General features: G+C 44.8%; 28 protein-coding genes and 1 tRNA gene. 14 read left to right on the top strand and 15 right to left on the bottom strand.

Annotation, left to right across the window (positions count from 1 at the left end; translation table 11 throughout):
- The first annotated feature begins 9 nt into the window (after positions 1-9).
- Positions 10-291: a BolA family protein gene (locus tag AB2J24_RS15510; RefSeq protein WP_162654767.1), complete on the top strand. Its 282-nt coding sequence runs from the start codon at positions 10-12 to the stop codon at positions 289-291.
- A gap of 9 nt (positions 292-300) precedes the next feature.
- Here AB2J24_RS15510 and AB2J24_RS15505 read toward each other — a convergent pair whose 3' ends face one another.
- Genes AB2J24_RS15505 through AB2J24_RS15495 form a run of 3 tightly spaced genes read right to left on the bottom strand, consistent with a single transcriptional unit; the run spans position 301 to position 3,328 of the window.
- The gene (locus AB2J24_RS15505; protein ID WP_162654766.1) at positions 301-1,587 is read right to left on the bottom strand and encodes an HlyC/CorC family transporter; all 1,287 of its coding nucleotides are present in this window, start codon (positions 1,585-1,587) and stop codon (positions 301-303) included.
- Positions 1,584-2,720: a 3-dehydroquinate synthase gene (gene aroB, locus AB2J24_RS15500; protein WP_367386115.1), complete on the bottom strand. Its 1,137-nt coding sequence runs from the start codon at positions 2,718-2,720 to the stop codon at positions 1,584-1,586. Before aroB ends, AB2J24_RS15505 begins: the two co-directional genes overlap by 4 nt.
- Positions 2,720-3,328 carry a shikimate kinase gene (locus AB2J24_RS15495; RefSeq protein ID WP_367386114.1) on the bottom strand — a complete coding sequence of 203 codons (609 nt, stop codon included), beginning with the start codon at positions 3,326-3,328 and terminating at the stop codon, positions 2,720-2,722. Before AB2J24_RS15495 ends, aroB begins: the two co-directional genes overlap by 1 nt.
- 169 nt (positions 3,329-3,497) lie before the next feature.
- Here AB2J24_RS15495 and AB2J24_RS15490 point away from each other — a divergent pair, with 169 nt between their 5' ends.
- From AB2J24_RS15490 to AB2J24_RS15470, 5 genes are all read left to right on the top strand, one after another.
- Positions 3,498-3,647 carry a histidine kinase gene (locus AB2J24_RS15490; protein ID WP_162654763.1) on the top strand — a complete coding sequence of 50 codons (150 nt, stop codon included), beginning with the start codon at positions 3,498-3,500 and terminating at the stop codon, positions 3,645-3,647.
- Entirely contained in the window at positions 3,644-4,609 is a 966-nt protein-coding gene (xerD, locus tag AB2J24_RS15485) for a site-specific tyrosine recombinase XerD (protein WP_367386113.1), read from the top strand. Before AB2J24_RS15490 ends, xerD begins: the two co-directional genes overlap by 4 nt.
- A 115-nt stretch (positions 4,610-4,724) precedes the next feature.
- Positions 4,725-5,681, top strand: a complete 957-nt coding sequence (locus AB2J24_RS15480) for an acetyl-CoA carboxylase carboxyltransferase subunit alpha (protein WP_162654761.1) — start codon at positions 4,725-4,727, stop codon at positions 5,679-5,681.
- A gap of 170 nt (positions 5,682-5,851) precedes the next feature.
- Complete coding sequence (locus AB2J24_RS15475; RefSeq protein ID WP_367386112.1) at positions 5,852-7,066, top strand: L,D-transpeptidase family protein; 1,215 nt, start codon at positions 5,852-5,854, stop codon at positions 7,064-7,066.
- Between the two features lie 14 nt (positions 7,067-7,080).
- On the top strand, positions 7,081-7,323 hold the full coding sequence (locus tag AB2J24_RS15470) for a sulfurtransferase TusA family protein (protein WP_367386111.1): 243 nt from the start codon (positions 7,081-7,083) through the stop codon (positions 7,321-7,323).
- Here AB2J24_RS15470 and gluQRS read toward each other — a convergent pair.
- Positions 7,310-8,191, bottom strand: coding sequence for a tRNA glutamyl-Q(34) synthetase GluQRS (gene gluQRS / locus AB2J24_RS15465; RefSeq protein ID WP_367386110.1), 882 nt, complete (start codon positions 8,189-8,191; stop codon positions 7,310-7,312). The two genes, AB2J24_RS15470 and gluQRS, sit on opposite strands and share 14 nt — an antisense overlap.
- 62 nt (positions 8,192-8,253) lie before the next feature.
- Here gluQRS and AB2J24_RS15460 point away from each other — a divergent pair, with 62 nt between their 5' ends.
- Both AB2J24_RS15460 and AB2J24_RS15455 read left to right on the top strand, forming a co-directional pair.
- A complete protein-coding gene (locus tag AB2J24_RS15460) occupies positions 8,254-8,898 on the top strand; it encodes a DNA-3-methyladenine glycosylase family protein (protein ID WP_367386109.1) in 645 nt (214 codons plus the stop codon).
- Between the two features lie 95 nt (positions 8,899-8,993).
- Entirely contained in the window at positions 8,994-9,551 is a 558-nt protein-coding gene (locus tag AB2J24_RS15455) for an HNH endonuclease (RefSeq protein WP_162654756.1), read from the top strand.
- Here AB2J24_RS15455 and AB2J24_RS15450 read toward each other — a convergent pair.
- On the bottom strand, positions 9,548-10,084 hold the full coding sequence (locus AB2J24_RS15450) for a disulfide bond formation protein B (protein ID WP_367386108.1): 537 nt from the start codon (positions 10,082-10,084) through the stop codon (positions 9,548-9,550). The two genes, AB2J24_RS15455 and AB2J24_RS15450, sit on opposite strands and share 4 nt — an antisense overlap.
- Before the next feature lie 9 nt (positions 10,085-10,093).
- Complete coding sequence (locus AB2J24_RS15445) at positions 10,094-10,675, bottom strand: YqaA family protein (protein ID WP_367386107.1); 582 nt, start codon at positions 10,673-10,675, stop codon at positions 10,094-10,096.
- Between the two features lie 99 nt (positions 10,676-10,774).
- On the opposite strand from AB2J24_RS15445, the gene AB2J24_RS15440 reads away from it, so the two are divergent.
- Both AB2J24_RS15440 and AB2J24_RS15435 read left to right on the top strand, forming a co-directional pair.
- On the top strand, positions 10,775-11,044 hold the full coding sequence (locus AB2J24_RS15440) for a DUF5665 domain-containing protein (protein ID WP_162654754.1): 270 nt from the start codon (positions 10,775-10,777) through the stop codon (positions 11,042-11,044).
- Positions 11,045-11,134: 90 nt separating this feature from the next.
- Positions 11,135-11,219, top strand: a tRNA-Leu gene (locus tag AB2J24_RS15435).
- A 23-nt stretch (positions 11,220-11,242) separates the two neighbouring features.
- On the opposite strand, the gene AB2J24_RS15430 is transcribed toward AB2J24_RS15435, so the two are convergent.
- The 3 genes from AB2J24_RS15430 to AB2J24_RS15420 are packed head-to-tail and all read right to left on the bottom strand — an operon-like array spanning position 11,243 to position 14,058.
- A complete protein-coding gene (locus tag AB2J24_RS15430) occupies positions 11,243-12,547 on the bottom strand; it encodes a TRAP transporter large permease (protein ID WP_367386106.1) in 1,305 nt (434 codons plus the stop codon).
- Positions 12,544-13,038 (bottom strand): TRAP transporter small permease, encoded by a 495-nt coding sequence (locus tag AB2J24_RS15425; protein ID WP_162654752.1) that lies wholly within the window; start codon positions 13,036-13,038, stop codon positions 12,544-12,546. The genes AB2J24_RS15430 and AB2J24_RS15425 overlap by 4 nt, the downstream gene beginning before the upstream one ends.
- A complete protein-coding gene (locus tag AB2J24_RS15420; RefSeq protein WP_367386105.1) occupies positions 13,039-14,058 on the bottom strand; it encodes a TRAP transporter substrate-binding protein in 1,020 nt (339 codons plus the stop codon).
- Between the two features lie 111 nt (positions 14,059-14,169).
- On the opposite strand from AB2J24_RS15420, the gene AB2J24_RS15415 reads away from it, so the two are divergent.
- Positions 14,170-14,619: a MarR family winged helix-turn-helix transcriptional regulator gene (locus AB2J24_RS15415; RefSeq protein WP_162654750.1), complete on the top strand. Its 450-nt coding sequence runs from the start codon at positions 14,170-14,172 to the stop codon at positions 14,617-14,619.
- 28 nt (positions 14,620-14,647) lie between these two features.
- Positions 14,648-17,863: a 2Fe-2S iron-sulfur cluster-binding protein gene (locus AB2J24_RS15410; RefSeq protein ID WP_367386104.1), complete on the top strand. Its 3,216-nt coding sequence runs from the start codon at positions 14,648-14,650 to the stop codon at positions 17,861-17,863.
- A 66-nt stretch (positions 17,864-17,929) separates the two neighbouring features.
- Here the strand turns inward: AB2J24_RS15410 and AB2J24_RS15405 are convergent, their stop codons facing one another.
- The 5 genes from AB2J24_RS15405 to AB2J24_RS15385 form a co-directional block, all read right to left on the bottom strand.
- Positions 17,930-18,496: a carboxymuconolactone decarboxylase family protein gene (locus tag AB2J24_RS15405; RefSeq protein WP_367386103.1), complete on the bottom strand. Its 567-nt coding sequence runs from the start codon at positions 18,494-18,496 to the stop codon at positions 17,930-17,932.
- A 33-nt stretch (positions 18,497-18,529) separates the two neighbouring features.
- A complete protein-coding gene (locus AB2J24_RS15400) occupies positions 18,530-19,138 on the bottom strand; it encodes a carboxymuconolactone decarboxylase family protein (protein ID WP_367386102.1) in 609 nt (202 codons plus the stop codon).
- A 45-nt stretch (positions 19,139-19,183) separates the two neighbouring features.
- Positions 19,184-19,978 (bottom strand): ABC transporter ATP-binding protein, encoded by a 795-nt coding sequence (locus AB2J24_RS15395; protein WP_367386101.1) that lies wholly within the window; start codon positions 19,976-19,978, stop codon positions 19,184-19,186.
- Complete coding sequence (locus AB2J24_RS15390) at positions 19,978-20,877, bottom strand: ABC transporter permease (RefSeq protein ID WP_162654747.1); 900 nt, start codon at positions 20,875-20,877, stop codon at positions 19,978-19,980. The genes AB2J24_RS15395 and AB2J24_RS15390 overlap by 1 nt, the downstream gene beginning before the upstream one ends.
- Before the next feature lie 101 nt (positions 20,878-20,978).
- Positions 20,979-21,956, bottom strand: a complete 978-nt coding sequence (locus AB2J24_RS15385) for an ABC transporter substrate-binding protein (RefSeq protein ID WP_367386100.1) — start codon at positions 21,954-21,956, stop codon at positions 20,979-20,981.
- Between the two features lie 134 nt (positions 21,957-22,090).
- Between AB2J24_RS15385 and AB2J24_RS15380 the strand changes: the two genes are divergently transcribed.
- Both AB2J24_RS15380 and AB2J24_RS15375 read left to right on the top strand, forming a co-directional pair.
- The gene (locus AB2J24_RS15380; RefSeq protein ID WP_367386099.1) at positions 22,091-22,888 is read left to right on the top strand and encodes an IclR family transcriptional regulator; all 798 of its coding nucleotides are present in this window, start codon (positions 22,091-22,093) and stop codon (positions 22,886-22,888) included.
- Between the two features lie 141 nt (positions 22,889-23,029).
- Entirely contained in the window at positions 23,030-23,812 is a 783-nt protein-coding gene (locus tag AB2J24_RS15375; protein WP_367386098.1) for a hypothetical protein, read from the top strand.
- Between the two features lie 30 nt (positions 23,813-23,842).
- On the opposite strand, the gene paaZ is transcribed toward AB2J24_RS15375, so the two are convergent.
- The gene (paaZ, locus tag AB2J24_RS15370; protein WP_367386097.1) at positions 23,843-25,879 is read right to left on the bottom strand and encodes a phenylacetic acid degradation bifunctional protein PaaZ; all 2,037 of its coding nucleotides are present in this window, start codon (positions 25,877-25,879) and stop codon (positions 23,843-23,845) included.
- Between the last annotated feature and the right edge of the window lie 8 nt (positions 25,880-25,887).

Genomic DNA, 25,887 nt, shown 5'->3' with positions numbered 1-25,887 from the left:
GAGAACATGATGACGTTGCAAGACACAATTACTGCTAATTTGAAGTCAATTTTCGATCCAGTAGAATTAAACGTTATTAATGAAAGTCATTTACATGCCGGACATCAACCGGGATTTGATGGCAAGGGTGAATCTCATTTCCGAATTCAAATGGTATCTGCAAGCTTCGTTGGACTATCTCGGGTTGCCCGCCATCGTGCAGTGAACGAGGCAATGCAAAGCGCATTTGATGGTGGTTTACATGCACTTGCGCTGGATTTAGCCGCCCCCAGTGAAGCAAAAAACTGGTAGGTCGCCGGACTACTCGATAGGACGCAAACTCAACTTGGTGATCCGGTTCTTTGATCTTTTAAGCACAATAAACCGCATATTATGGAAGGTAAACGCTTGTTTTTCCTCAGGAATAATCTGTGATTCATGAATAACAAGACCTGCAATCGTTGTCGCATCTTCATCCGGTAGCGACCAATCAAATGCTCGATTTAGATCACGAACCGGCACAGACCCATCCACAATAACCGAGCCGTCAGCTTGTTGTTTTACACCCTGAACATCAAGATCGTGTTCATCGGCAATATCACCGACGATTTCTTCCAGGATATCTTCAAGTGTAACCATGCCTTCAACTTCACCATATTCGTCAACCACGATGGCAAGATGAGCTTTACGTCGGAGGAAGGCATTGAGCTGGTCTTTAAGATTTGTTGCATCTGGCACAAACCAAGGTTTCTGCGCAATTTTCATTAAATCGATGTCACTAGCCTTCTGACCAGAAGTGGCCAACGCCCGCAACACGTCCTTTGCATGGATGACGCCTATAATATTATCCGCTTCATCGCGCCAAATTGGCATCCGCGTGTAAGGACTTTCGAGAATAAGCTTCACGTTATCGGCCGGCGCATCATCGGCATTGAGTATTGTCATGGATGTGCGGTGAACCATAACATCTGAAACTTCCAATTCACCCAAATCAAGAACGCCACCGAGGCGATCACGATCCGCTTTGATCACCGAACCTTCTTTATGAAGCAAATCCACCGCGCCACGTATTTCTTCTTGCGGAGACAGCATAAAATCGCCAGACGCCAAGCTTACCCCAAAGATACTCAAGATCCCTCGAACAACCCAGTTCACAAGGCTTGAAAGAGGCCCAATAATCAACACAAAAGGACGAATAATGGGAGCGACCGTGAGGGCAAATTTATCTGGCGCTGAGATCGCCCAGCTTTTTGGCAGCACCTCCGCAAACACAACAAGCATAACCGTCATTACAAGCGTGGCCCAAACAACACCCGATTCGCCGAAAATTGACAAAAGTAGACTTGTCGCCAACGATGAAGCCAAAATGTTGACCAAATTATTGCCGATAAGAAGCGTGCCAATAAGCCTATCGCGGCGTTCAATCAGGTTACTCACCATCCCCGCTCGTGTTTCTCCGTTATTTTCCAACGAATGCATTCGCGCACGCGAAACCGCAGTTAGCGCTGTTTCAGAGCCAGAAAAAAAAGCAGAAAACCCAATCAGAAATAAAATCGCAACAAGTGTCACCCAATGAGCGGCAACAAATAGCAAAAAAGCTTCGATCATCTATTATTCCGTGTTTCTTCAATAAAGCGCCGCACTTCATCGGCAGGCACATTGTTTGCTATAAAGGACTGTCCAATGCCCTTTGTCAAAATAAAGGTTAAATCTCCGCGTGAGACTTTCTTATCCTGCGCAATATGTTCCATTAATATATCGGTTGGCGGAAGCTCTCCGTCAATGTCATTTAGCGAAATTGGTAAACCAACCTGCTTCAAATGCTGTTCAACACGCACCGCATCATCGGGACTGGCAAGATTCATTCGTGCAGAAAACTTATATGCAAGCACCATTCCAATCGAAACACCTTCGCCATGAACTAACCTAGTGCTGTCATATTTGGTCGCAGCTTCAAGCGCATGACCAAATGTGTGGCCAAGATTAAGAAGTGCGCGGCACCCATGCTCCTCCTCATCGGCAGCGACAACATCAGCTTTAGCCTGACAACTTGTAGCAATTGCCTGAATACGTTCAGGACCACCTGAGAAGATACCTTGCCAGCTTTTCTCTAACCACTCGAAAAAATCCGGCCGATCAATCAAGCCATATTTTGCAACTTCTGCATAACCTGCCCGCATTTCGCGGTCGCTCAAAGTATCCAGCGTATTCGTATCCACCAGCACCAATTGCGGCTGATGGAATACACCGACAAGGTTTTTGCCTGCTCCGGTATTAATCCCTGTCTTACCACCAACAGATGAATCCACCTGCGCCAACAAGCTCGTTGGCACTTGTATAAGCTTCATGCCCCGTCGTACGATGCCTGCTGCAAATCCGGTCAAATCACCTATGACACCACCACCCAGAGCAATTACGGCATCACCGCGCTCCAACTTACACTCCAAAATATGGTCACAAACACGTGCCATGTTTTCATAATTCTTGGTTTTCTCACCAGCACTTAAGATAAGTGGCTCAACATCAATACCGTGCTCTTTCAAACTGGCCGATAATGGCTTCAAATAATGTTCAGCCACATTCTCATCGGTAATAATTGTGGCGCGGGCATTTGGCAAACGCGATGTAATTTCCTGCCCTGCCTTTTTCATCAGGTCTCTACCGATAAGAATATCATAGGATCTATTTCCCAATGATACTTTAACGCATTCTTGTGTTAAATCATGAGGTGTCTGGGACATTAGTTTTCCATCTCAGATAATTTGCTTTGTGCTATTTCGGCCGCTCCGGAGATCACTTTTGCCGCATCATTCACCACTGTAGTTTTTGGCGCATTACGTGATTGGACAACCAAATCAGCCTGCGCATAAATCGGATAACGGGCATCCATCAAGTCACGAAGGATTTTCTGCGGATTGGGTTGTTGAAGTAGTGGTCTCGTCGATCGCTTTGAAACCCTTTGCCACAACACATCAAAATCTGCCTTGAGCCATAAGGTTACGGAACTCGAAAGCACATTTTGCCGTGTTTCTTCATTCATAAAAGCCCCGCCGCCGGTAGAAACAATTTGCGGACCAGTTTGCAAAACTCGCTTAACAACGCGTGTTTCCAAAGCGCGAAATTCGGGTTCGCCATAAGCTTCAAATATTTCCGTAATCGGCATTTGTGCAGCAGCGACAATCTCATCATCTGTGTCTACAAACGGCAGCTCCATAAGTTGAGCAAGCATTCGACCAATCACTGACTTTCCTGCGCCCATAAGACCAATAAGCACGAGATTAGTGTCGCCCAACGCTTCGCGCGCCAACCGCCCAATTTCTGCCAAATCATTTTCATCCTGTGCGGACAATTATCAAACTCCAGATTTCCCTATCCCTATCGGGCAACAGCCCGCCTAGGTCAAGGGGAAAGCCCGAGTTTATAAAACCGCTCAAACTTGCCAACTTAAGATATTAGTTGCGAGTTTACGAAAATCTTCATAAAAAGAAGTTGTTTTTTCGAAGGATTCAAAGAGCTAAATGCCATCATTATTCAGATTGCTGTTTGTTATCGGCATCATTGTCGGAATTGGCTATGGGATCATGTTTGCACTGGTCAATTATGTCGAGCCGAAAGATCGAGAGATAACGATCCGAGTGCCCTCAGAACAACTTTATCGCGACCAATGAAACAAGATCTCAGCGCAGCCCATGTTGAAGCTTTCCTGGAGATGATGATTGCTGAACGTGGTGCAGCTAACAATACGGTTGAATCTTACACCCGTGATCTCGATGACGCGAGAGGTTTCCTGCAAACGAAAAACATCAAATTAACTGAAGCATCCTCAGATCATATTCGTGCCTATTTGAGCCATATGGCAGATCAAGGATTTGCCGCCACATCGCAAAGCAGGCATCTATCATCATTAAAGCAATTTTTTCGTTTTCTACATGACGAAGGCCTAAGGGATAACGACCCTACCGGCATTATTGATGCACCTAAATCACAAGTTACCTTGCCCAAAACACTGTCTGAAAGTGATGTTGATCTGCTACTAAAAACGGCAGATGATAAAGCCAACGCCCCGGAGCAAAGCCTATCTACAAAACTACAACATGTTCGTTTTCAAGCACTTTTAGAACTTTTATATGCAACAGGTATGCGGGTCAGCGAATTAGTTGCTCTGCCAAAAAACGTACTCAAGCGTAACGAGCCGTTTCTTCTCATTACCGGCAAAGGCAATAAAGAACGTCTTGTACCAATTTCTGGAGCTGCAAGACGTGCGCTTGAAACATATATCGATCTTCATAAAAAACATCACCAGGCAACAAAAAAGCCCGACGACAGCTCATTTCTTTTCCCTGCATCATCCAAAACGGGTCATCTAGCGCGTCAAGTATTTGCCCGGCAACTCAAAGATACAGCCCAATCTGCAGGTCTTAATATCGAAAAAATTTCACCACATGTTTTAAGGCATGCTTTTGCAAGCCATTTGTTAGCCAATGGTGCTGATTTGCGTGCTGTACAGGAGTTATTGGGACATTCTGACATTTCAACCACACAAATCTACACCCATGTGCTCGATGAACGATTGAAAAAACTGGTCAATGAGCATCACCCTCTTGCAAAACTAGATAAAAAATCCGATTAGAGCTACTGCACATTGAAACCGCGCCCAAACCACCTATCTTTTGAGAAGAGAATGCTTTATTGCGGTTCAAAATAATTTAAACCCAAAAAGTATAAACCTGGGCACCTTGAGTATTATGCAGCATTATCTAGATTTCGAAAAACCTATTTCCGACCTTGAGGGTAAAATTCGTGAGTTAAAAACACTTTCAGGTGACGATGAAGGCATCAATACATCTGAAGAGGTAGAACGCCTTGAAGTTAAGGCAAGCGAAGCAACTGCAGAAATTTATGGTCGGTTAAATCCGTGGCAGAAAACGCAGGTTGCCCGTCATCCAGCGCGCCCGCATTTTGTGGACTATGCGGCAAAACTGTTTACAGAGTTTACACCGCTAGCTGGCGACCGTAAATTTGCAAATGATGAAGCTATTCAGGCAGGTCTTGCGCGATTTAATGGTCAAGCTGTTGCTGTTTTAGGGCAAGAAAAAGGTGGTGACACAGAAACGCGCATTAAACACAATTTTGGTAGTGCACGTCCTGAAGGTTATCGGAAAGCCATTCGCGTGATGGAAATGGCTGATCGTTTTAATATGCCCATCATTACGCTGGTTGATACAGCCGGCGCATATCCTGGTGTTGGCGCAGAAGAACGCGGTCAAGCCGAAGCTATTGCACGCTCAACTGAAATGTGTCTGAACGTACGCGTTCCAATCATTTCAATCATTATTGGCGAAGGCGGCTCTGGCGGAGCAATCGCAATCGCAGTTGGCAATAAAGTCTTTATGCTCGAACATTCGATCTACAGTGTAATATCACCAGAAGGCGCAGCATCCATTCTTTGGCGTGATTCCGCGCGAGCCAAAGATGCGGCAACAGGCATGAAGATTACTGCACAAGATTTACAAGGCCTAGGCGTCATTGATGGCATTATTGCCGAACCTGTTGGCGGTGCGCACCGTGAGCCAGAAACAGTAATTTCTGGTGTGCGTGATGTCATCGCATCATCACTCGCTGAGTTTGCAGATAAATCCGGCGATGATATTCGCAAAGAGCGCCGAGAGAAATTCTTGGCAATAGGCCGTAATTTAGGCTAATTTGATATTTAAATCCCATATGAACATAATATTCGATGGGATTATTTCGATCACAATCTGTTTATCTGCTTTTTTTTAACGCCCATGGTAAGTTTTCGACAACCATAAGGGTGGTAGAACTTCTGACGTAGTTTTGAATTTGATTTGGTTTGATATTAGACGAGCGGTATATGGCTTTTTTAGATACGAAATGGGTCGTTTTGGCAGGCTGTTTAGCTTTAGCTGGATGTAACGACACACTTACATCCGTCGCCAACAAGGCAGAACACCCGCTTCCGAAAAAACTTGTAAGCCAAATGAAAGCGCAAGGTATGAGCACCCGCTCACCTATTATGATGCGCATTTTCAAAGAAGAAGGCACGCTCGAAGTCTGGAAACAAAAGCCAAATGGTCGATATGAAATCGTAACAAATTACGCCATCTGCAAATGGTCTGGAACCTTGGGCCCCAAATTCAAAGAAGGCGATCGCCAAGCGCCTGAAGGTTTCTATCGGATCCATCCTCACCAAATGAACCCGAACTCAAGCTATTATTTATCCTTCAATATGGGTTTTCCAAACCGTTATGACCGATCCCATGGGCGTACAGGATCCAATTTAATGGTACATGGCGCATGCTCATCAGCTGGCTGCTATTCTATGACCGATGAGCAAGTTTTAGAAATCTTTGGTTTTGCAAGAGATGCATTTAAAGGCGGGCAAAAATACTTTCAAGTTCAAGCCTATCCTTTTCGCCTGACCGCTGAGAATATGGCACGGCATCGCGATCATAAAAGTTTTAAATTTTGGAACATGCTCAAAGAAGGGTATGATCACTTTGAGATTACGAAACAACCACCGAAGGTAGAAGTCTGTGGACGTCAATATGTCTTCAATCAAATTGCAGAAGATAATGGGCGTTTCCGCGCAAGCGCCGCTTGCCCACAAATGTCTCAACCACAGTCGCTGCAATTTGCGCATGCAAATTTTCAGAAGAAATATGAGAAAGACTTCGCAGAAGCAGTTGCCAAGTTGGATAAAACCGCTGCAAAGGAACAACAGGCTGAAGTTGCAAAAATCGCAGCTCAAGCCCGCGCTGCAGAACGGGCCGAAATTGCAGAAAAACGCAATGAACAACTCACACAAGCTTTCTCACCGGTTGCATCAATTTTCTCACGGAAGCAAAACAGCGACGCACCAAGAAACACTGGTTTGGCTGCCAATCTTTACAAAACAAACCAAGTAACTCAGCCCGACCCGACCACCAATTCTGAAGCAAATACATCCATAGCACCGCAGGAAATTAATACAGCGGATGTGCCCGTTCCTACTGCCGCTAACGCAACGATTGAGGAAAAAACACCTCGCTGGAAGTTTTGGAAACGAAAATCCAACTCAGATGATTAGCGTATAGCCGCCTCATGAAAACACTTGATCTTAAAGGTTTAAAATGCCCTTTACCCGTTTTGCGGCTGAGACGCTATTTGCGTGATCATGCTAAGATTGGAGAACAGATCGAGGTTATGACAACCGATCCAATGGCGCAGCTCGATATCCCCCATTTTTGCAATGAGTTTAACCAAAAACTCATCTCTTCTTCTGCTGATAAAGATGGTCATGTCTTCATCGTTGAGAAGTTAACCGACACAACTAAAGATGAATGAGTTTCAGAAGTTGAGTTCGCGTGAGGTTCTTTTTTTCACGCAAATCTTTGAGTGATTGCGAACCATCACTTTTTGATAATTTAAAATGTTCGTCAGCCATAATAAGATCATGATGTCGATAATTGGGCGCTGGCAAGTTTAGCAGAATTTGCAGAACACGGTGGATTGACGTCGAATGATACAGATCTTTCCCACGAATAACAAAATCCACACCCTGCTCAGCGTCATCTAGAACAACAGACAAATGATAACTCGTCGGAATATCACGTCGTGCTATAACAACATCACCCCAAGCGTCAGGGCTAGCTTCTATCTTAGTTGGTTTCAGCTCAGCATTAAACTCCACCCAAGTCACATCTTGTCCAAGCTGATCGAGGACAGCTCTCATATCCAGCCGCCAATTATGCGCATCACCATTTAAAATTCGTAATTTACGTTCCTGGCGTGATAGCTCTTTGCATTTACCCGGATAATGAGGACTGCCATCGGGGTCTATCGGCCAATGAATACCATCATTTTCATAGATCGCGATGAGACTGTTAATGTCCTTCCTTGAGAGGAAGGCCGGATATACCAAATCACGTTCTATCAAATTTTGCAGAGTTGCTTGATATGCTTCAAAACGAGAGGATTGAAATAATACTGGTTCAGGCCAATCTAGCCCAAGCCATCTTAAATCTTCAAAAATTGCATCCACAAATTCAGGTTTCGATCGCGTGATATCTATATCTTCCATCCGCAGAAGAAACTCAGCATCATAGTCTTGCGAAAATTGCCAATTGAGAAGCGCCGAGTAAGCGTGGCCAAGGTGTAAATAACCATTTGGGCTTGGCGCAAAGCGGACGCATTTTCCAATATCCGTAATCATATCACATCTATTGCATGAGAAACCATTTTCGTCATCCGAAGATTTTACGATATATCCTTAAGATGAATAAACGAATCGATTCGCAAGCCGATATCTTATTGGCGGTTTCAGACCTCAAAAAACGGGACCCTCTGCTCGTTCCCATTATTGAGAAACTTAATCACATTCCATTACGCCGAGCAGAAACAGGTTTTGAAAGCCTCGCAAACATCATCACATCACAGCTGATATCGCGTGCAGCAGCGGATGCCATTTGGGAGAAACAGAAGGCATATTTTGGCTTTCTAACACCGCAAAACATTGCCCAATCGACCGAACAGAAACTAAGGAACCTTGGCTTATCGGGCGCCAAAGCGACCACACTTTTAGGCGTGGCTAATAAGCTGATTGATAGCCCGGAATTTCTCACTTTGCTAGAACAACACAACCCTGATAAAGCATTGAAAGAGTTGATATCTTTGAAGGGTATCGGGCCGTGGACTGCCGAAGTTTATCTTTTATCATGCTGCGGTCACCCGGATATATTTCCCGCAGGGGATATTGCTCTACGCACGGCATCGGGGCATGCTTTTTTTGACGGTGTGCAACCTGATCAAAAAGACCTGCGGGAATATTCAAAACGATGGGCGCCATGGCGTAGCGTTGCAGCTCGAATTCTTTGGGCATATTACGCGGATATTAAAAACTTCGACAAAAGCCCAATTTGATTTTCTTTGGAAAATTATCTGATTTCATTTCACAAGAACGTCATATGATGCGTAGTATACGTAACTGAGAACGTTGTATCGATCAGGAGATGAACTTGACGATTGCTGTGTCGCCTGAGTCTCTGCCCGCACTTGTATTAAATGCGGACTATAGGCCCCTGAGTTATTATCCGCTGTCGCTTTGGTCATGGCAGGATGCGGTCAAAGCTGTGTTTTTAGATCGCGTGGATATTATTTCAGAATACGAACATGAAGTTTCATCACCAAGTTTTTCAATGAAACTTCCAAGCGTGGTTTGTTTAAAGAGCTATGTCAAACCTCCAGAACATCCATCTTTCACACGATTTAATGTCTTCCTGCGTGATAAATTTGAATGCCAATATTGCTATTCCAAAGAAGATTTAACGTTTGACCATGTTATCCCCCGCCGTTGCGGTGGAGAAACAACGTGGGAAAATATTGTAGCTGCCTGCTCGCCGTGCAATTTGAAAAAAGGCGGCAAGCTTCCTCAACAAGCTAAAATGTTTCCAAGACAAACACCCTACCAACCAACTATTCATGATCTACACAAAAATGGCCGGCTATTCCCGCCAAACCACTTACATGAAAGCTGGCTTGATTATCTTTATTGGGATTCAGAACTACAGCCTTAAGCTTTTCTGACAGCCAATCGCAGTGTGAAAAATGCCAAGACAGCGCTTGTAAATACATTCCAGCCCGCAAATGATAATCCAAAGACGCGTAATGCTGCTTTATCACATGAAGGAGGGCGCTTTGCATTCAAATCAGCAAGCAAGTCGCCTGCATTGCCAGATAGCCCGTCAGCAGCAGCACCACATGATTCAGGCCCCGGCCACCATAGCCACTCAACGCCGGAATGAAATGCAGCAAGCCCCATGCCATAAAGCATAATTAGGCCTGCGATTAAAATCAGCAATCGTGTAATAATAGCTGGCACCGTGATGATTTTTGACAACGCAGCTAACACCAAAATCGGAGCGCCTACATAATAAGGCGTACGTTGTTCAAGACATAATGCACAAGGAATATAGCCACCGATATGTTCGAACGCGAGCGCAGAGCCCACAACAATTGCCATGGCAATTGCGAGATAAAATGATACCTCTTTATGGTCATTGGATGTTGGTAATTTTAATGAATCCAGCAACGAATTTTCGTTAGACAATATCAACCCCTAAAAAACGTAACGCACCGCATAAAACCCACCAATAAGCAATATCAAAAATAGGGCAAAAAGGAGGCCAAGATATTTTTCTATAAACAATCTAATTGGCTCACCAAATTTGCGAAGCAAATATGCCACTAGGAAAAAACGCGCCGCTCGACCAATAATGCTTACCACCACAAACGTTATTAGATTCAAGCCAGTTGCACCGGAAAAAATCGTTAAAACCTTATAGGGAAACGGCGTGACCGCAGCAAAAAGTACTCCCCAACCACCGTGAGTATTATACCATTGTGAAATCTTATCAAACGAATCTGCTTTTCCATAGAACTCCAAAACAGCTTTACCGATCGTCTCATACAAAAACGCACCAATAAAATATCCCAAAAACGCACCGAGAACAGAAAATAATGTGCAAATAAGCGCAATGCGGACCCATTTATCGCGATTTGCAATCACCATTGGGATCAGCAAGACATCCGGCGGAATTGGGAAGACTGAACTTTCTAGAAATGATACACTGGCCAAACCTTTTTCAGCATGACGTGTCGCAGCAAGTGACATGGTCCAATCATAAAGGCGTCTGATCATTTGGTAATCCAGTATTATCTTGGGATATGGTTCTTGTAGCTCTATATACAAATTTGTAAACTAAAATCTAAAGAAGATTACTGCTTCAAAAGGCCATTTATGTCAGATCAGAACCTCGAGATACAAATTTCTTCGCTGCGCGATGAATTGAGCAAAATTAATAATCATCGTTATATCAAAGTTCACAATTCAATGCCGCGAATGCTTGGGTTTCAATTCATGCGAGGATTGGCATTCGGCCTAGGTTCAGTTGTTGGTGCAACAGTACTTGTTTCCGTTTTGGTTTACTTTCTATCAACAATAGATTTCATCCCAATTATCGGCGAATGGGCAAAAGAAATTTTGATCATGTTGCAACCTACAAAATAGATCATGCGAGAATGAGTGCTATTTTTTTAATTTGCTTTATTCTCTTTCAGACTTGCCTAACTCAAATGCATATAGTATGTCGCTCCTCGGGCCTCCCTGGCGGAACTGGTAGACGCGTTGGATTCAAAATCCAATTCCTCACGGAGTGCCGGTTCGATTCCGGCGGGAGGTACCAAAATCTTATCTAGAAATACCAAGTTAGTTATACATCGCATTTGGCAGTAGAAGCGCAATTTGTGGAAATACGACTATGAGGGCTAATGTCGCGATCATAGCTAACCAAAATGGCATGATACCAGCAAAAATTGTTTCAATTTTTACGTCAGGCACAACGCTTTTAACAATGAAAACATTTACCCCCACAGGCGGTGAAATAAGTCCCATTTCCAAAACAATGACCATAATAACACCGAGCCAAATCGGATCAAAACCCATACCCGTCACGAGCGGGAACACAATTGGGAGGGTGATGACCAATAAAGATAAGCCTTCAATGAACATACCCAAAATAATGTAACCAAAAAGAATGATGGCTAATGTACCATATGTTCCAAGTTCAAAACCTGTCACTGTGCCAGCTATTGTTGTTGGTAGGTGAGACAAAGCAACAAAAGGGGCAAATACATTTGCACCGACCAAAATAAAAAATGCCATACCCGTCGTTTTAAGTGTCTCAGCACTCACATGGTAGAGGTTTTTAAATGTACACTTTCCACGTAAAATAAGCATAATTAAAGCAAAGAATGCGCCAACACCTGCGGCTTCAACTGGGGTGAAGAACCCAGTGTAGATTCCACCAATCGTGATCAGGATAATGATAGCAATTCCTGTAGCGCGGAATAAACTTCGTATCTTCTCCCTCATTGTAAAATTTGGACCACGTGGCCCTTCGCTAGGCCAGATAAAAGTCACAATTGCAATTGCAATGAGAAACATTGTTGTCAGCAGTAGGCCTGGAATAACTCCTGCCATGAAGAGTCGGCCAATAGATTCTTCTGTGAGAACAGCATAGATCACAAACCCCGTAGATGGTGGAATGAGAATACCGAGCGTCCCGCCGGCAGCTATTGAACCGGTTGCAAGCCGCGCTCCATAGTTAAACCGCTTCATTTCTGGATAGGCGACTTTACCCATGGTTATCGCTGAAGCGATAGAGGAGCCTGATAGCGCCGCAAATCCTGCACAGCCTACAATGGTTGCTGCAGCTAACCCACCACGTAGGTGCCCAACAATTTTGTGTGCCGCTTCAAATAAATCCCGACTAAGACCAGCTGTGGAGGCAAGGTTTCCCATAAGAATAAAAAGGGGAATGATGGTCAATTGATAAACTGTAACCGTGGCAAAGGCTTGCCCACTTAACGTGAATGCCGCAGCTTGAAAGCCCGACAAAAAGATTGTGCCAACGAAACCCACTATGAGCAACGACACCGCAACCGGCACACCTATAGCCAAAAACATGAATAAGGCCGCAAATCCTAGAATGCCATATATTTCAGGGCTCATGGCAATAATCTCTCTAGCAAAAGCATAAGTGCTGCAAAAGTGCAGCCAATTGCTACAGCGTAATAGGATGGACCGAAGGGCAGCTGCAATAAGAGCGTTGCTTCACCAAAGTCAGCGGCATCCAATGCATTGGAAAATGCACGCCACGCAAGATAACTAAGCATCGTGAAGCCGCAAATTGATATAATCCAGTCCAAGGTTTTTTGCAGTTTTGCGGGGGCCATCGCTTTTAATGTATCTATTGCAATTAGTCGGCCAGCTAAGACACACAGCGGTAAACTAATGGAAACCAAAAAGGATAAAAGTATTTGGGCGTAATCATTCGCACCGAAGATGGGCATGTTGAGAAATGATCGCAAAAGTGCATCTGTCACGGATAGCCCCATAAGCCCAAATACAATCAAGGCACCGCCGATTACCAACGGCACCTCGATCCAGTTGCGCCAGCCAGCCACTCCTTCAGCAGCTGAACTTAATTTTTCACCGGACACTTATGATTTGCCCGCCAATGCATCAACTAATGCACTTGCGTCAATATTCTTCTCACTACCGACGTTGGCGACAAATGCATCCAATGCTTTTTGCATTTGTGTTCGGAATTCTTTGTCTGCTTCTGCGTCGATCTCAATTAGCTCCAAACCAGTTTCTTGCGCCAATTTTAGACCTGCTTGTCCAGCTTCAAAGAAAGATTTTGCACCACGTAAGCTTAATTCTCGACCTGTAAGACCATCCAACGCAGCTTTGTGTTCATCACTCAGGTTTTCCCAGCTTGATTTATTCATCAACAGGTAAAAACTATCGAGCGCTGAGGGCATATTGGTTGTGACATATTTTGCAGTTTCATTAAGTTTGTAGGAACGAATGCCTGATGGGCCAATCATCACAGCATCAATGACACCCGTATTCATCGCGTTATATGTGTCGATTGTTGGCATTGAGACGGGAATACCACCCCATGCTTTCACTAAATCTGCCATGACAGGGTTTGGCGTTCGAATTTTCATTCCTTGCATGTCTGCAACTGTACGCACAGCCCTATCGCGCGTAATTAATACAGATGGGTTGTTTGCCCACAAACCGAGCAGCTTTGTTTTTTCGTATTCATCTGCAAGAAGATCGATATTGTCCCAAAGTGCATTGGTCGCTGCCTCACCACCTGGAAATAATCCAGGTAAATGCACCATCGCTGTTTTACTAAATCGCTTCGGCGTATATTCAGGTATACCAAAAACAATATCGGCTACCCCTGTCACAACACGTTTATATTGTTGGGCTGGTCCCTTTCCGAGTTCACCAGACGGGAAAATTCGGATCGTTAGCTCACCGTTTGTTGCCTCATTCAATTGTTCCGCTAATGGCGTCATAACACCTTTGTCCATTGGGTGCGTCGCCGGCATAAAATGAGCAACTTTTAACTCAGCTGCATTCGCAAATGTAACACCTGTAATGATACCAGCCATCGATATAGCTGAAATTGCAAAACTGCGTAATCCTTTAAATTCCTGTCGCATATTTTCTCCCTCCAAATGTGCGTAATAACGCTTAACTAAGATAATTATCTATGTTAACTATATAAAACTATAGGCTATGGTGTAAGTCAACTAATTTGCTGGAGGGCTGTATTGTCTGAAGAATTCACATTGCATAATCGCGTTGGTTTTAAAGTCACACTTTTAGCCCGAATTATGGAAGCAAGGCTTGAAAAACAATTGTCACAACATGGTGTTACCCGTTTAATGTGGTGTGTATTGCGCGGAGCAGGCATGGAAAATGTAAACACACCTTCAGGCCTTGCCGAATATATATGCATAGCAAGGCCCGCCATATCGCGTCTGTTAAAGGATATGGAAAAACGCGGATATGTGGAACGAAGCGGTATTGAAGGTGACAAACGGCTCACTGAAGTTACACTTACAGAGTTAGGCATTGAAAAAATGAAAACATGCCATGTATTGGTCCGAGAACTAAACGGGCATTTTACAGATAAACTTGACCCAGAAACCTTTGACATATTGATGGCGGCAATCGACAAAATGACAGAAGGTGAAAACGTTAATCTGATGCGTCTGTAACTGATTAGCATCTAGAGGAATTTGGAACTTGAAATATTTTTCTGATAAAAAACGTCCTGTACACCTTGGCCCCTACCCATTGGAGCGCCTATCACGTACCAACAATATTTCGAACATAGCCAACCTTCCCAAATTCGAGCAAATGCGCTTTCTGGATGAAAAAAATCCGGAAAATATTGTCAATGCTATGGGCGAGGCGCAAGCCATGCTGGATGCCATTCGCGATGGCTTGATAAACAAAGCCCAGGCGACCGTTCCCGACGATCTTGATGAACGTGCCAATCATCTCAAAGCATTTGGATATTTTTCAGATGTAGCGATGTCTGCGACTTGCGCTTTCACACCTCAAATGATGTTGAAAAATTCGTGTCACAATCCCGATATAGATGCTCTAGCGCAGAAATTACGTACAGATCAAACGAAGTCTCTGGCATCGGGTATTGATGTCATTATGGCAGACCTACGTGATGCGATGAATGCACCACCAAAAAGCATGGATAGTCACAAACATGCACTTGTTTTTGTTGTCGAACATCCGCGTGAAGTTCGCGATGAGGAACCGGGAAACACATGGTTGAAGGGCGCAGGGCCAGCACGTTCAGCATTGCGCGCCATGGAAGCTGCGGTTGTACTTGCGCAATATATCCGCTTATTGGGTTATGATGCGCGCGCGCACAGCCATACAACAACAGATATAGATCTTCATCATTTAGCCGCCGCTTCAGGGCTTGCAACAATTGAAGGTGATGAACTGGTTAATCCCTATTTAGGTCAAGACTTTTCCATTGCAGTGGTAACAACAGAATTTGAGTTTTCTCATGATAAACCTCTGGTCCCTTTAAAGGATCAACCGAGATCCAAAACACATGGCTTTGCGTGGCAATGGGGGGTAGGCACCGCCAAAAGCGCCCGAAATATTGACCCCTATGCAAAACGGCGTTTTGTGGATGGTGCGCATCCATTTGAAACGCTAAAGCGGGTTGAACACCCTACGACCTACATCGACGAAAGCCGTGTTCCTCGCGTCCCGAAACGCACCGATATGTTTGCGCGCTCGTTGTTTGGCGACATGGGAAAACGCAATCAAAACGCGTCACGCAACGGGCAATATGTGCGAAAATCAGCCCCCTCGATGGCACAACGGCGAGCACTTGGTGCATTTGTTTTACTTCAGGACGGGCAACCTAATCCCACCCAAACAAATGAAACCGCCAATGCATTGCGCAATGCTGAAAACATTAAAGCTATGTCGTATTTCTTAGGTGTTGATGCAACAGGGATTTCGCGATGTCCTGAATGGACCTGGTATTCACACGATGCCACGGGTGAACCAATCACCCCACCACATGATCAAGCCATTTCAATGGTTATTGATCAAGGCTATGAGACCATGGAAGGCGCCTCAGGAGATGACTGGATCGCTGTATCTCAGTCAATGCGTGCCTATTTGCGTTTTTCCATTTTGGGCAGCATTGTTGCCAAGCAAATTCGACAACTTGGTTATAAAGCAAAAGCACATACAGTTATGGACGGAGAGGTGCTCCAACCGCCGCTTTTGCTACTCTCCGGCCTTGGCGAAGTTAGCCGGATTGGCGAAGTTATTCTCAATCCATTCCTTGGCCCACGTTTGAAGTCAGGCGTTGTTACCACCAATATGCCAATGACGCACGACAAACCAATCTCATTTGGGTTGCAACAATTCTGCGAAAGCTGCAACAAATGCGCGCGCGAATGCCCGTCTGGGGCCATTACCGCTGGGCCAAAATTGATGTTCAATGGTTATGAAACTTGGAAATCCGATAGCCAAAAATGCACGACCTATCGCATCACAAATCTAGGTGGGGCAATGTGCGGTCGTTGCATGAAAACCTGCCCCTGGAACCTCGAAGGTATTTTTGCTGAAGCTCCGTTTCGTTGGGCCGCAATGAACATTCCAAAAGCTGCACCCATGCTTGCAAAATTGGATGATGCCGTAGGTAATGGTGAACGCAATGTAATCAAAAAATGGTGGTGGGACCTCGAAATTCAGGATGATGGCGCCTATCGCCCCACCCGACATCAGGTAAATGAGCGCGATCTTCAAAAGAATCTGGATCTCAAATTCAAAGATCAAACACTGGCAGTCTATCCTGCTAATCTTGCCCCTCATCCTTGGCCATTTCCGTTTCCAATGGATCGAGAAAAGGGGATAGAAGCCTATCAAGCCATGATTACCGCCAAGCAGTATAAAACGCGCCTTGCGCAAGGCGATACGTATGGTTTGGCACATGAATATAAAATTGAGGGGGACGCACCGGTAATCCGTGTTGAGATCACAAAAGCCGTACAAATGAGCCAAGGTATCACCAAGTACGAATTTTCAACATTGGATGGATCACCGCTTCCGGAATGGCAAGCAGGCGCACATCTGGACATCGTGGTCGCACCAGAGTTCCTGCGCCAATATTCCATGTCGGGCGACCCAACTGATAGAAGCAAATACCAAATTGGCGTGTTGCGAGAAGACCAGGGTCGAGGTGGCTCGCAGCTTTTACATCGTATTTTCACCGAAGGACGCAAGATATTTATCTCAAAACCCATCAACCATTTTCCACTTGATGAAACAGCTCGAAAAACATTCTTAATGGGCGGCGGCATTGGCATCACTCCGATGATCGCAATGGCTCATCGTCTACATACCATTGGGGCAAACTTCGCCGTGCATTATTCATGTTCATCTCGCACAAATGCTGGCTTCTTAGAAGACCTTGCACAATTTCCTTGGCACGAGAAAGTGAAACTGCACTTTAGCGACGAACATACTCGCGCGGACCTGAATGAAATTTTGGGTGGATACCAAACCGGTGATCATGTGTATACTTGCGGGCCTGAGCCTTATATGAAGTCCGTCATAGAGGCGGCAGAACGTGCTGGCTTTAATGAAGAAGAACAGCATATTGAATATTTCAATGTCCCTGAATTACCAGAATATGAGAACTATCCATTCAAGGTAAAATTGGCAAAAAGTGGGCGAGAACTTGATATTCCGACGGATAAATCTGTAACAGATATTCTTGCGCAGAACGGCATACATGTGGATGTGAAATGTTCCGATGGAATTTGTGGCGTTTGTAAATGTGGCCTGATTAGTGGAGAGGTCGAGCACAGAGATTTTGTATTGTCGAAAAAACAACGAAAAGACGCTATTATTTTATGTCAATCTCGTGCGGCTAAAGCAGATATCACTATAGAAATCGACCTTTGAGCAATGACTGGTTTGATTATAATATATTGATTTCATTATAAAATTTTGTTTAAATCTTACATAAAATCAATGAGCGTGTACTTCGTTAGCTAGCGTAATACCCAACCCCAAAACGGTGCGATTGGCATAGGAAAAATAACCGGTGACCTGATTTACTTCCAGAATTTCGCCATCATCAGCACCAGCAGCTCTGAGATTAGCGATATCGTTTTCGTTCAGTAAAGATGGATCAACAGTCAGTGCTTTTGCATAGCCCAACAGCACAAGGTATTTGCCATCAAATGCCTTCTCTGGGCAATCATCCAGTAATGTTTCTGTCATATTTGCCCAGTTCTCATTAGTACCATCATAGGCTAATCCACCAAAATGACTGTGATGCTCAATACAATATCCGCATTTATTTATCGCGCTGACATAAACGCCAACAGCTTCAAGAAACCACAAAGGTAATTCATTTGAGCCATGTCCGATCACCGAGCGGTAGAATGCCATGTGGCCTTCAAGCATATGGGGTCGTATCGAATGCGCTGTAATGATATTTGCAATCGTATCATTTGCACGTTTGTATTTATCATAAATAGCTTTAAGCCGACCAGTAGCCTCCTCAAAGGGAATATATTTTATCCAAGTCAATATCTGGTTTCCTTGTACGAAAAAGGCGCAAAATCAGCTATGGTTCCAATCATCCGGATCGTTGGAATTATTAGGCGACAAACCGATTATGTCGCCCTTGGTTGAACAGCCCAGTCCCAAAACAGTGCGATTGGCATAGCCAAAATAAGCACTCACCTGATTAATTTCGAGAATTTCGCCGTCACTATACCCAACTTCACGGAGACGGTGGATGATGTTTTCATTCATACCGCCCGCATCACGAGTTAGTTGGCGAGCATATTCCATTGCCACTTTCTGGGCCTCATCAAGAGGTGCCTGATCAATGGTACGGGTTTCAATTGCCGCTCGAATACCAGCAGACTTTGCATCATCGTTCAACAACCGTTTAAGGCCACCAAAGTGATGCTCAACGCAATAATCGCATTCATTCAGAAAGGATACCCAAACCCCGAGGCATTCCAGAAACCACTTCGGTATTGTATTACCTGAATGGTGGAGAACATATTTATAAATAGCCATATGCCCTTCCATCGAATGCGGACGCAGACTATGCATCATCATGATGTTATCGACATTATTATCTGGCCCTTTAACCCGATCATATAGCCGTTTTAGTTTTGCATCGGCCTCATCGTAGGGAATGGTATCAATCCAAGGCATGAGTGGGTTCCTTATAAAATCTTGTTGTTTTCTCGGTCTTTTGGTTCAATCCAGTAAAAGTGAGTCATCAGCGAGTTCCTCACCCTGCTGTTTTCGGAACAAATCAAGTAAGTCCTTAACTTCAAGTTTGTCTCGTTCGACTCCGGCAATATCAAAAATAATTTTCCCCTGGTGGAACATCACCGTACGTTCACCCGTGTTCAATGCCTGTGCCATGGAATGGGTCACCATAACTGCTGTTAATTCCAGGTCATGAATAATGGTACGGGTTAAATCCAACACAAAGTCAGCTGTTTTGGGATCAAGTGCCGCAGTATGTTCATCCAATAATAGAACTTTTGTATCACCTGTAGCCGCCATTAATAGACTAACCGCTTGCCGCTGTCCGCCGGAGAGCAGGCCAACTTTATCATTAAGGCGATCTTCAAGCCCGAGACCAAGCACTTTGACCTTTTCAGCCGTTTCATCACGCATCTGTGGCGTTACAGCAAACCGCATACCGCGGTGATTTGTACGGCCATAGGCTAATGCAAAGTTTTCCAATATCGATAAATCCTCGCAAGTTCCCATCTTTGGGTCTTGGAATACCCGCGATAACATTGCCGAGCGTTTATGAACTGGCCAACTGGTAACATCTTGCCCATCGACTTCAACGCGCCCTCTTTCTGCTTTTGCAAGACCAGAGATAACGTTAAGGCTCGTTGACTTTCCGGCACCATTGGAGCCAATAATTGTTAGGAACTGCCCTTTAGGAATATTCAGATCAACACCGCGCAGCGCACGTGTCTCAAGCGGAGTGTTTTTGCCAAAAGTGACGTTTATATCCGACAGATTGATCATTATTTTTCCCCTCGTTTAAACAAGGATTTTAATGACCCGCTTTGTTGCGCAATAAGAGCAACGGCGACCAGAACCGCAGTTACAAGCTGTACATCTGAGGCATGAAACCCAATGAAATCAGCATTCAGAGCAAATGCAACAGCTAGGCGATAAAGAATAGCACCGATAACACAGGCGAATGTAGCAAGAAAAATAGTCCCCGACGGCAGAATAGACATGCCCACAATCACGGACGCTAATCCAACGATGATCACGCCAATACCCATATATGCATCGGCTGCACCAAATGACTGAGCAAACAACGCCCCCGCAATTGCGGTCAGCCCATTCGCAACACCAACACCGTATAGTTTCATGTGACCAACATTTACCCCGTTGGCTTCTGCCATCGCAGGATTTGCACCTGAAGCACGCATGGATATGCCCCAACCTGTCGCCAGAAAAGCATCAAGCGACAGCTTAACCCCCAAGACAAAGACACCCAGAAATATCGGGTTAATAATATAGCCGGGAATGCCAAAAATCTCCAGAGAGGTAAATACCGTATCTACACGCAACAGGGGTTCATTTGGTCCGCCCATAATGCGTAAATTGATGGAGTACAGCGAGATACCTACAAGTATCCCAGCCAAAATATGAAGAATATTAAAGCGCACGTTCAGCCATGCAGTGATAAAACCGGCAATAAAACCTGCAAAACCACCACCAAGCGTGGCAAGCCAAGGGTTCCATTCTGCTCCAACCATCAAGATTGCAGCAACCGCTGCACCTAAAGGAAAGCTACCTTCAACCGTCAAGTCTGGAAAATCAAGGATTTGAAATGTCAGATAGGCGCCTAACGCGACGATCCCAAAGATTAATCCGGTTTCAAGCGTACCCAGAAGTTCGTATAATGACATGTTTTTGCTTTCGTGAGAACAACAATCGCTTACGGTTTAGTGGGCCTTTGAAGGTTCCAGCCGTCATAGCGCACAGCCAAGAGACTGTGCGCTCGACAGGCTTACTCAGTGATCAAAGTTGCTCTAGATAGGGCAGCGTCTGGGGTTGCAACACCCATTCGCTCCGCCGCGCCCTTGTTAACCGCAACAATTAATCTATCAGAGATTTGGTAAGCAATAGCCGCATCGATATCTCCAACAGCCTTACCATCCAACACATCTGCAACCATTTCGCCCGCCACCTTGCCAACAGCAAGATAATCAAAGCCGATAGATGCAATAGCACCACGTTCTACGGCACTTGTTTCACCAACAAAGACTGGCAGGTCGACATCTTCCCCAATCTTGATAATTGCCTCAAGCGCAGCAACAACCGTTGTATCATTAGGTACATAAATTGCATCGACTTCGCCAATCAGCTTTTTTGTAGCCAATATAACTTCGTTAGTTGTCGGCGAAGGGGATTCAACAATGGTAAATCCGCGTGGTTCTGCATGCTTCTTAATTGTTGCAAGAGTGGCCAGCGCATTATCAAGACCGGGATTATAAATAAATCCTATTTTTTTCAGATCTGGAATATATTCGCGCATCAAATCAAGCTGAGGCTCAATAGGTGCCGCATCAGATACACCAGTTACATTGGCTCCCGGTTGCTTATAACGCGTGATTAATTGTGCACCAATCGGATCAGTAACCATTGCAAATACAATCGGAATATCAGACGTGGCACCGATCATTGATTGCGCAGTTGGTGTGGTAATTGGCACAATAACATCTGGCGCATTACCAACAAACTTCTTAGCAATTTGCTGTTGGGTTGGCATACTGCCATTTGCATTCTGATAATCAACTTTCAGAGTTTCACCTTCTACATAACCCCGCTCCGCAAGAGCTGCGAGAATACCATCTCGCGCAGCAATAAGCGCAGGCACTTCTACAATTGTTGAAATCGCTATGGATTTAGTATCATTTGCATAAGCCGATGTTGCGATCAATCCAGCGGCAATTGCCCCCACGATTGTCTTCCTGAAAATTGTCATATTATCTCCCTTTCTTCCGTTCATATTGAACGGTATGAGTTCTGATTTGGTCTTGAAGTCAAACTTAAATAATGTATCATATAGTGGGATGCTTGCGCATATAATGGGTAATTACACGTTAAAGGGAACTGGATATGGAAGTCAAGTCAGATCCTTCAGCCGGTGTGGCTTTGCTCGTGAAAGCTTTTACAGTTCTCGACATGTTTCAAGTTGATCGTCCAACTTGGTCCCAAGCCGAATTAGTCCGAGCAACGAAGCTCAATCGTTCTACTGTAAATCGTCTTGTCCGATTTCTGGCAAGTACCGGTTATTTAACACAGATAGCATCTACAGGCAGGTACTCGCTGGGTTTAGCCTCGATTGAATTGGGCATAAGGGCCAGCGATGGGTTCGAATTAAAATCCGTTTCTCAGAAAGAAATGGCACGTTTAGCAGATGCAATTCAGGAGACCGTTTTACTCAGTGCATATGATGCATCGAGATCCGTTGCGGTTTGTATTGATCAGATTGTCGGCAAAAATGAAGGACTGCGCGTGTATGAACGAATAGGCTCTACTTTTCCTCTTCACGCCGGAGCAGCACCAAAAGTTATCTTGGCCTATTTACCTGAGGTAGAACAAAGCAAATACCTATCGGGTGAGCTACAACGTTTTACCAATAAAACCATCATCGATGTTGATGATATTAATAAACAACTCAAAGAAGCTCGAACCCTAGGATATTGTATCTCTTGGGAAGAAACGTTTGTTGGAACAGTCGGCTATGCGGCACCAATCCTTGGAGTAAATGGCGCTGTAATTGGTAGCTTTGGTGTGTCCTTACCAATTTCGAGCGCCACTCCAAAAATATCAAACAATATAATCACTCAATTGGTATCTTCTGCATCGACCGTTACTAAGCTTTTACATGGTTCAATTGGTTCTGATATATGATTCGAGCTGGATGTTACCTCTAGCTGGTATGTACTTTATCCTGTCCGAACCTTATAAACTTCGCTAAACAGATACGGCCCCAACTCTTCCAAAATCAACTTGAAACAAAGCATACTTGGGTGTTGTTACTAGCGCAGGATAATGCTTGATGATAATAGTGGCCTGATTTTTAAATCCAAATTCATATCGGAATTTATATCTGTGAAGACGCCACGCCAATATATCGACGAGTTGCTGAAACTTGAAACTATCAAAGTCTGGTCTCTTATTGTCACTCTATTTGGTGATCTTGGTAGAGAAGAGCCTGTATCACTTGCAGGTAAAGACATCAGATATCTGCTCGGCCATATCGGCATAAAGCCAGAAGCTATTCGCGTTGCATTACACAGATTAAAAAAGGATGGTTGGATTGTCTCAAACAAAGTTGGGCGGCAATCAATATATCGATTGTCTGAGAATGGCATTTTGCAAACCAGATTGGCCTATAAAGATGTCTATCGGGAAGATGTAAAATATGATGCTGGGTGGAAACTACAATTGCAGATGGATGATACTTGCGACGAACATCTCCCCAAATTACAGGTTTTCAAGAACGTCGTCTGGGTGCCGTGTGGCGTGGATCAGTCTCAATCAACAACAATGGAAGTGACCATTGATATCGACAATGTGCCCGACTGGTTTTTAGAACGTACCATACCTAATAATATTAAGGTCACCGCTGAAAATTACTTATCCGCCACCAAACAATTGAGCACATCTTTAAAAAGTTTTGATGAGCAAGACCGCGCAGCAATAAGACTTCTAGCGCTCCACCATTGGCGCAAAATGGCACTCCGTGATAACACATGGCTCCATATCTGGCTTTTCAAAAATGGAGTGTTTGCTCAGTGCCACTCGGCAATCTGTAGTCTATTGAAGGGATAGCTTAAACCCCTTCAATAGGCTGGTAAGCAATCAAACCTCGTAGGCATTCATGGTCAAAAGCTCATACTCAGCAACTAAATCCTTATCCTGATTGGTCAGGGTTACATGCCAGCGCACCTCACCATATTCATCATTGCGCGGTGTTTTTTTCTTAACACTTAACCGCACTTGAATGTCATCACCAGCCTCAACCGGTTTCATAAAACGCAGACTATCCAGTCCCGTATTTGCCAGCACGGGTCCTTCATTTGGTTCCACAAACAAACCTGCTGCAAAACTTAAAAGCAAGTAACCATGCGCAACCCGGCCGGGGAAAAACGGGTTTCGTTTGGCTGCTTCTTCATTCATATGAGCGTAGAACGTATCGCCGGTAAAGCTTGCAAAATGCTCAATATCTTCAATAGTAATGGTTCGCGGTGCTGTGTGAATTGTTTCACCAATTTCCAACTCATGAAAAGTCCGTGTGAACGGATGCGCAGGCGCTTTTTTCTCAACTGAGCCTGGAACCCAAACATTACCGATGGCGGATAAAATATCTGGCGAACCCTGAACCGCTGTGCGTTGCATGTAATGTGTCACACCGCGCACACCACCCAATTCTTCGCCACCACCAGCACGGCCCGGACCACCGTGAACCATATGAGGCAATGGAGAGCCATGCCCTGTGCTTTCTTTCATACTGTCTCGATTATTAAAATAAAGACGACCATGAAATGCACCTGCGCCAAGAGCAACATTTTTGGCAACTTCTGGATCATGGGTAATCACAGAAGCGACCAAACTACCTTGCCCACGATTGACCAATTGGATTGCGTGATCAAGATTATCATATCCCATGATAGTTGAAACAGGACCAAATGCCTCCGTATCATGAATGCGCTCTGCCTTGTCGGGATCAGCACAATGAAACAGCATAGGAGGCAAGAATGCGCCCTTTGCAGCATCAGCACCGCTCACCTCGAAACTGTCAGGGTTGCCAAAAACCCGCTCGGCTTCCTTCGCAATGATATCTACCTTCTGTAGTACATCACGTTTTTGATCGTTGGATACGAGTGCACCCATGCGTGTCGCTTCATTCGAGGGATCTCCGATCAGCGTTTTCTCCAAACGCGCAGAAAGTGCCTCAATGGCAGCCTCCACATGTTGCTTTGGTGCAAAGATACGGCGAATAGCTGTACATTTCTGCCCAGCCTTTGTCGTCATTTCCCGTTGAACTTCTTTGATAAAGAGATCAAATTCAGGTGTTCCCGGTTTGGCATCAGGGCCAAGAATCGAAGAATTCAGACTGTCCTGCTCTGCAACAAAGCGAATTGAATTTTCCAAAATATGTGGCATAGAGCGCAGCTTCCCTGCCGTCCACGCAGAGCCGGTGAACCCGACAACATCTTGGCATGTCAATCGATCAAGCATATCGCCCAACCCGCCTGACACAAGTTGCAAACTGCCCGCTGGCAATATGCCACTGTCCAGCATAATGCGTACCGCTAATTCGGTAATATAACAGGTCGCTGTTGCTGGCTTTACAATCGCAGGAACACCTGCAAGCAGGGTCGGAGCCAGCTTCTCCAACATACCCCAAACGGGAAAGTTAAATGCATTAATATGCACCGCAACACCTTGCAGAGGCGTGCATATATGTTGCCCCAAAAATGTACCATTGCGGCTAAGCTGTTCAACCTCACCATCAAGATAAACATGCGCATCTGGCATTTCCCGACGCCCTTTGGACGCAAAAACAAACATTGTGCCGATGCCCCCATCAATATCAATCAGATGATCGGATTGTGTTGCACCCGACGCAAATGACATGTCGTAAAGTGCTTGTTTATGTTTGCCTAAGTGAAGCGCCAACGCTTTGAGCATTCGTGCTCTATCATGAAAAGTCATTTTGCGTAATGCAGGCCCACCCACATCGCGTGCATGATCAAGCATAGCTTGTACATCAAGATCGGCATTACCCGCTTGTGCGAAGACCTCTCCGGTGACCGCATTTTCAATGCTGCGCGCGCCTGTTCCGACCGGTATCCATTTGCCGTGGGCAAAGGATTGTACATCTTGAAGTGTCATTTTAGTCT

Source organism: Lentilitoribacter sp. EG35 (assembly GCF_040784015.1).
Classification (GTDB): domain Bacteria; phylum Pseudomonadota; class Alphaproteobacteria; order Rhizobiales; family Rhizobiaceae; genus Lentilitoribacter.
Note: the sequence above shows the minus strand (reverse complement) of the source record. Positions and strands in the feature narration are given on the sequence as shown.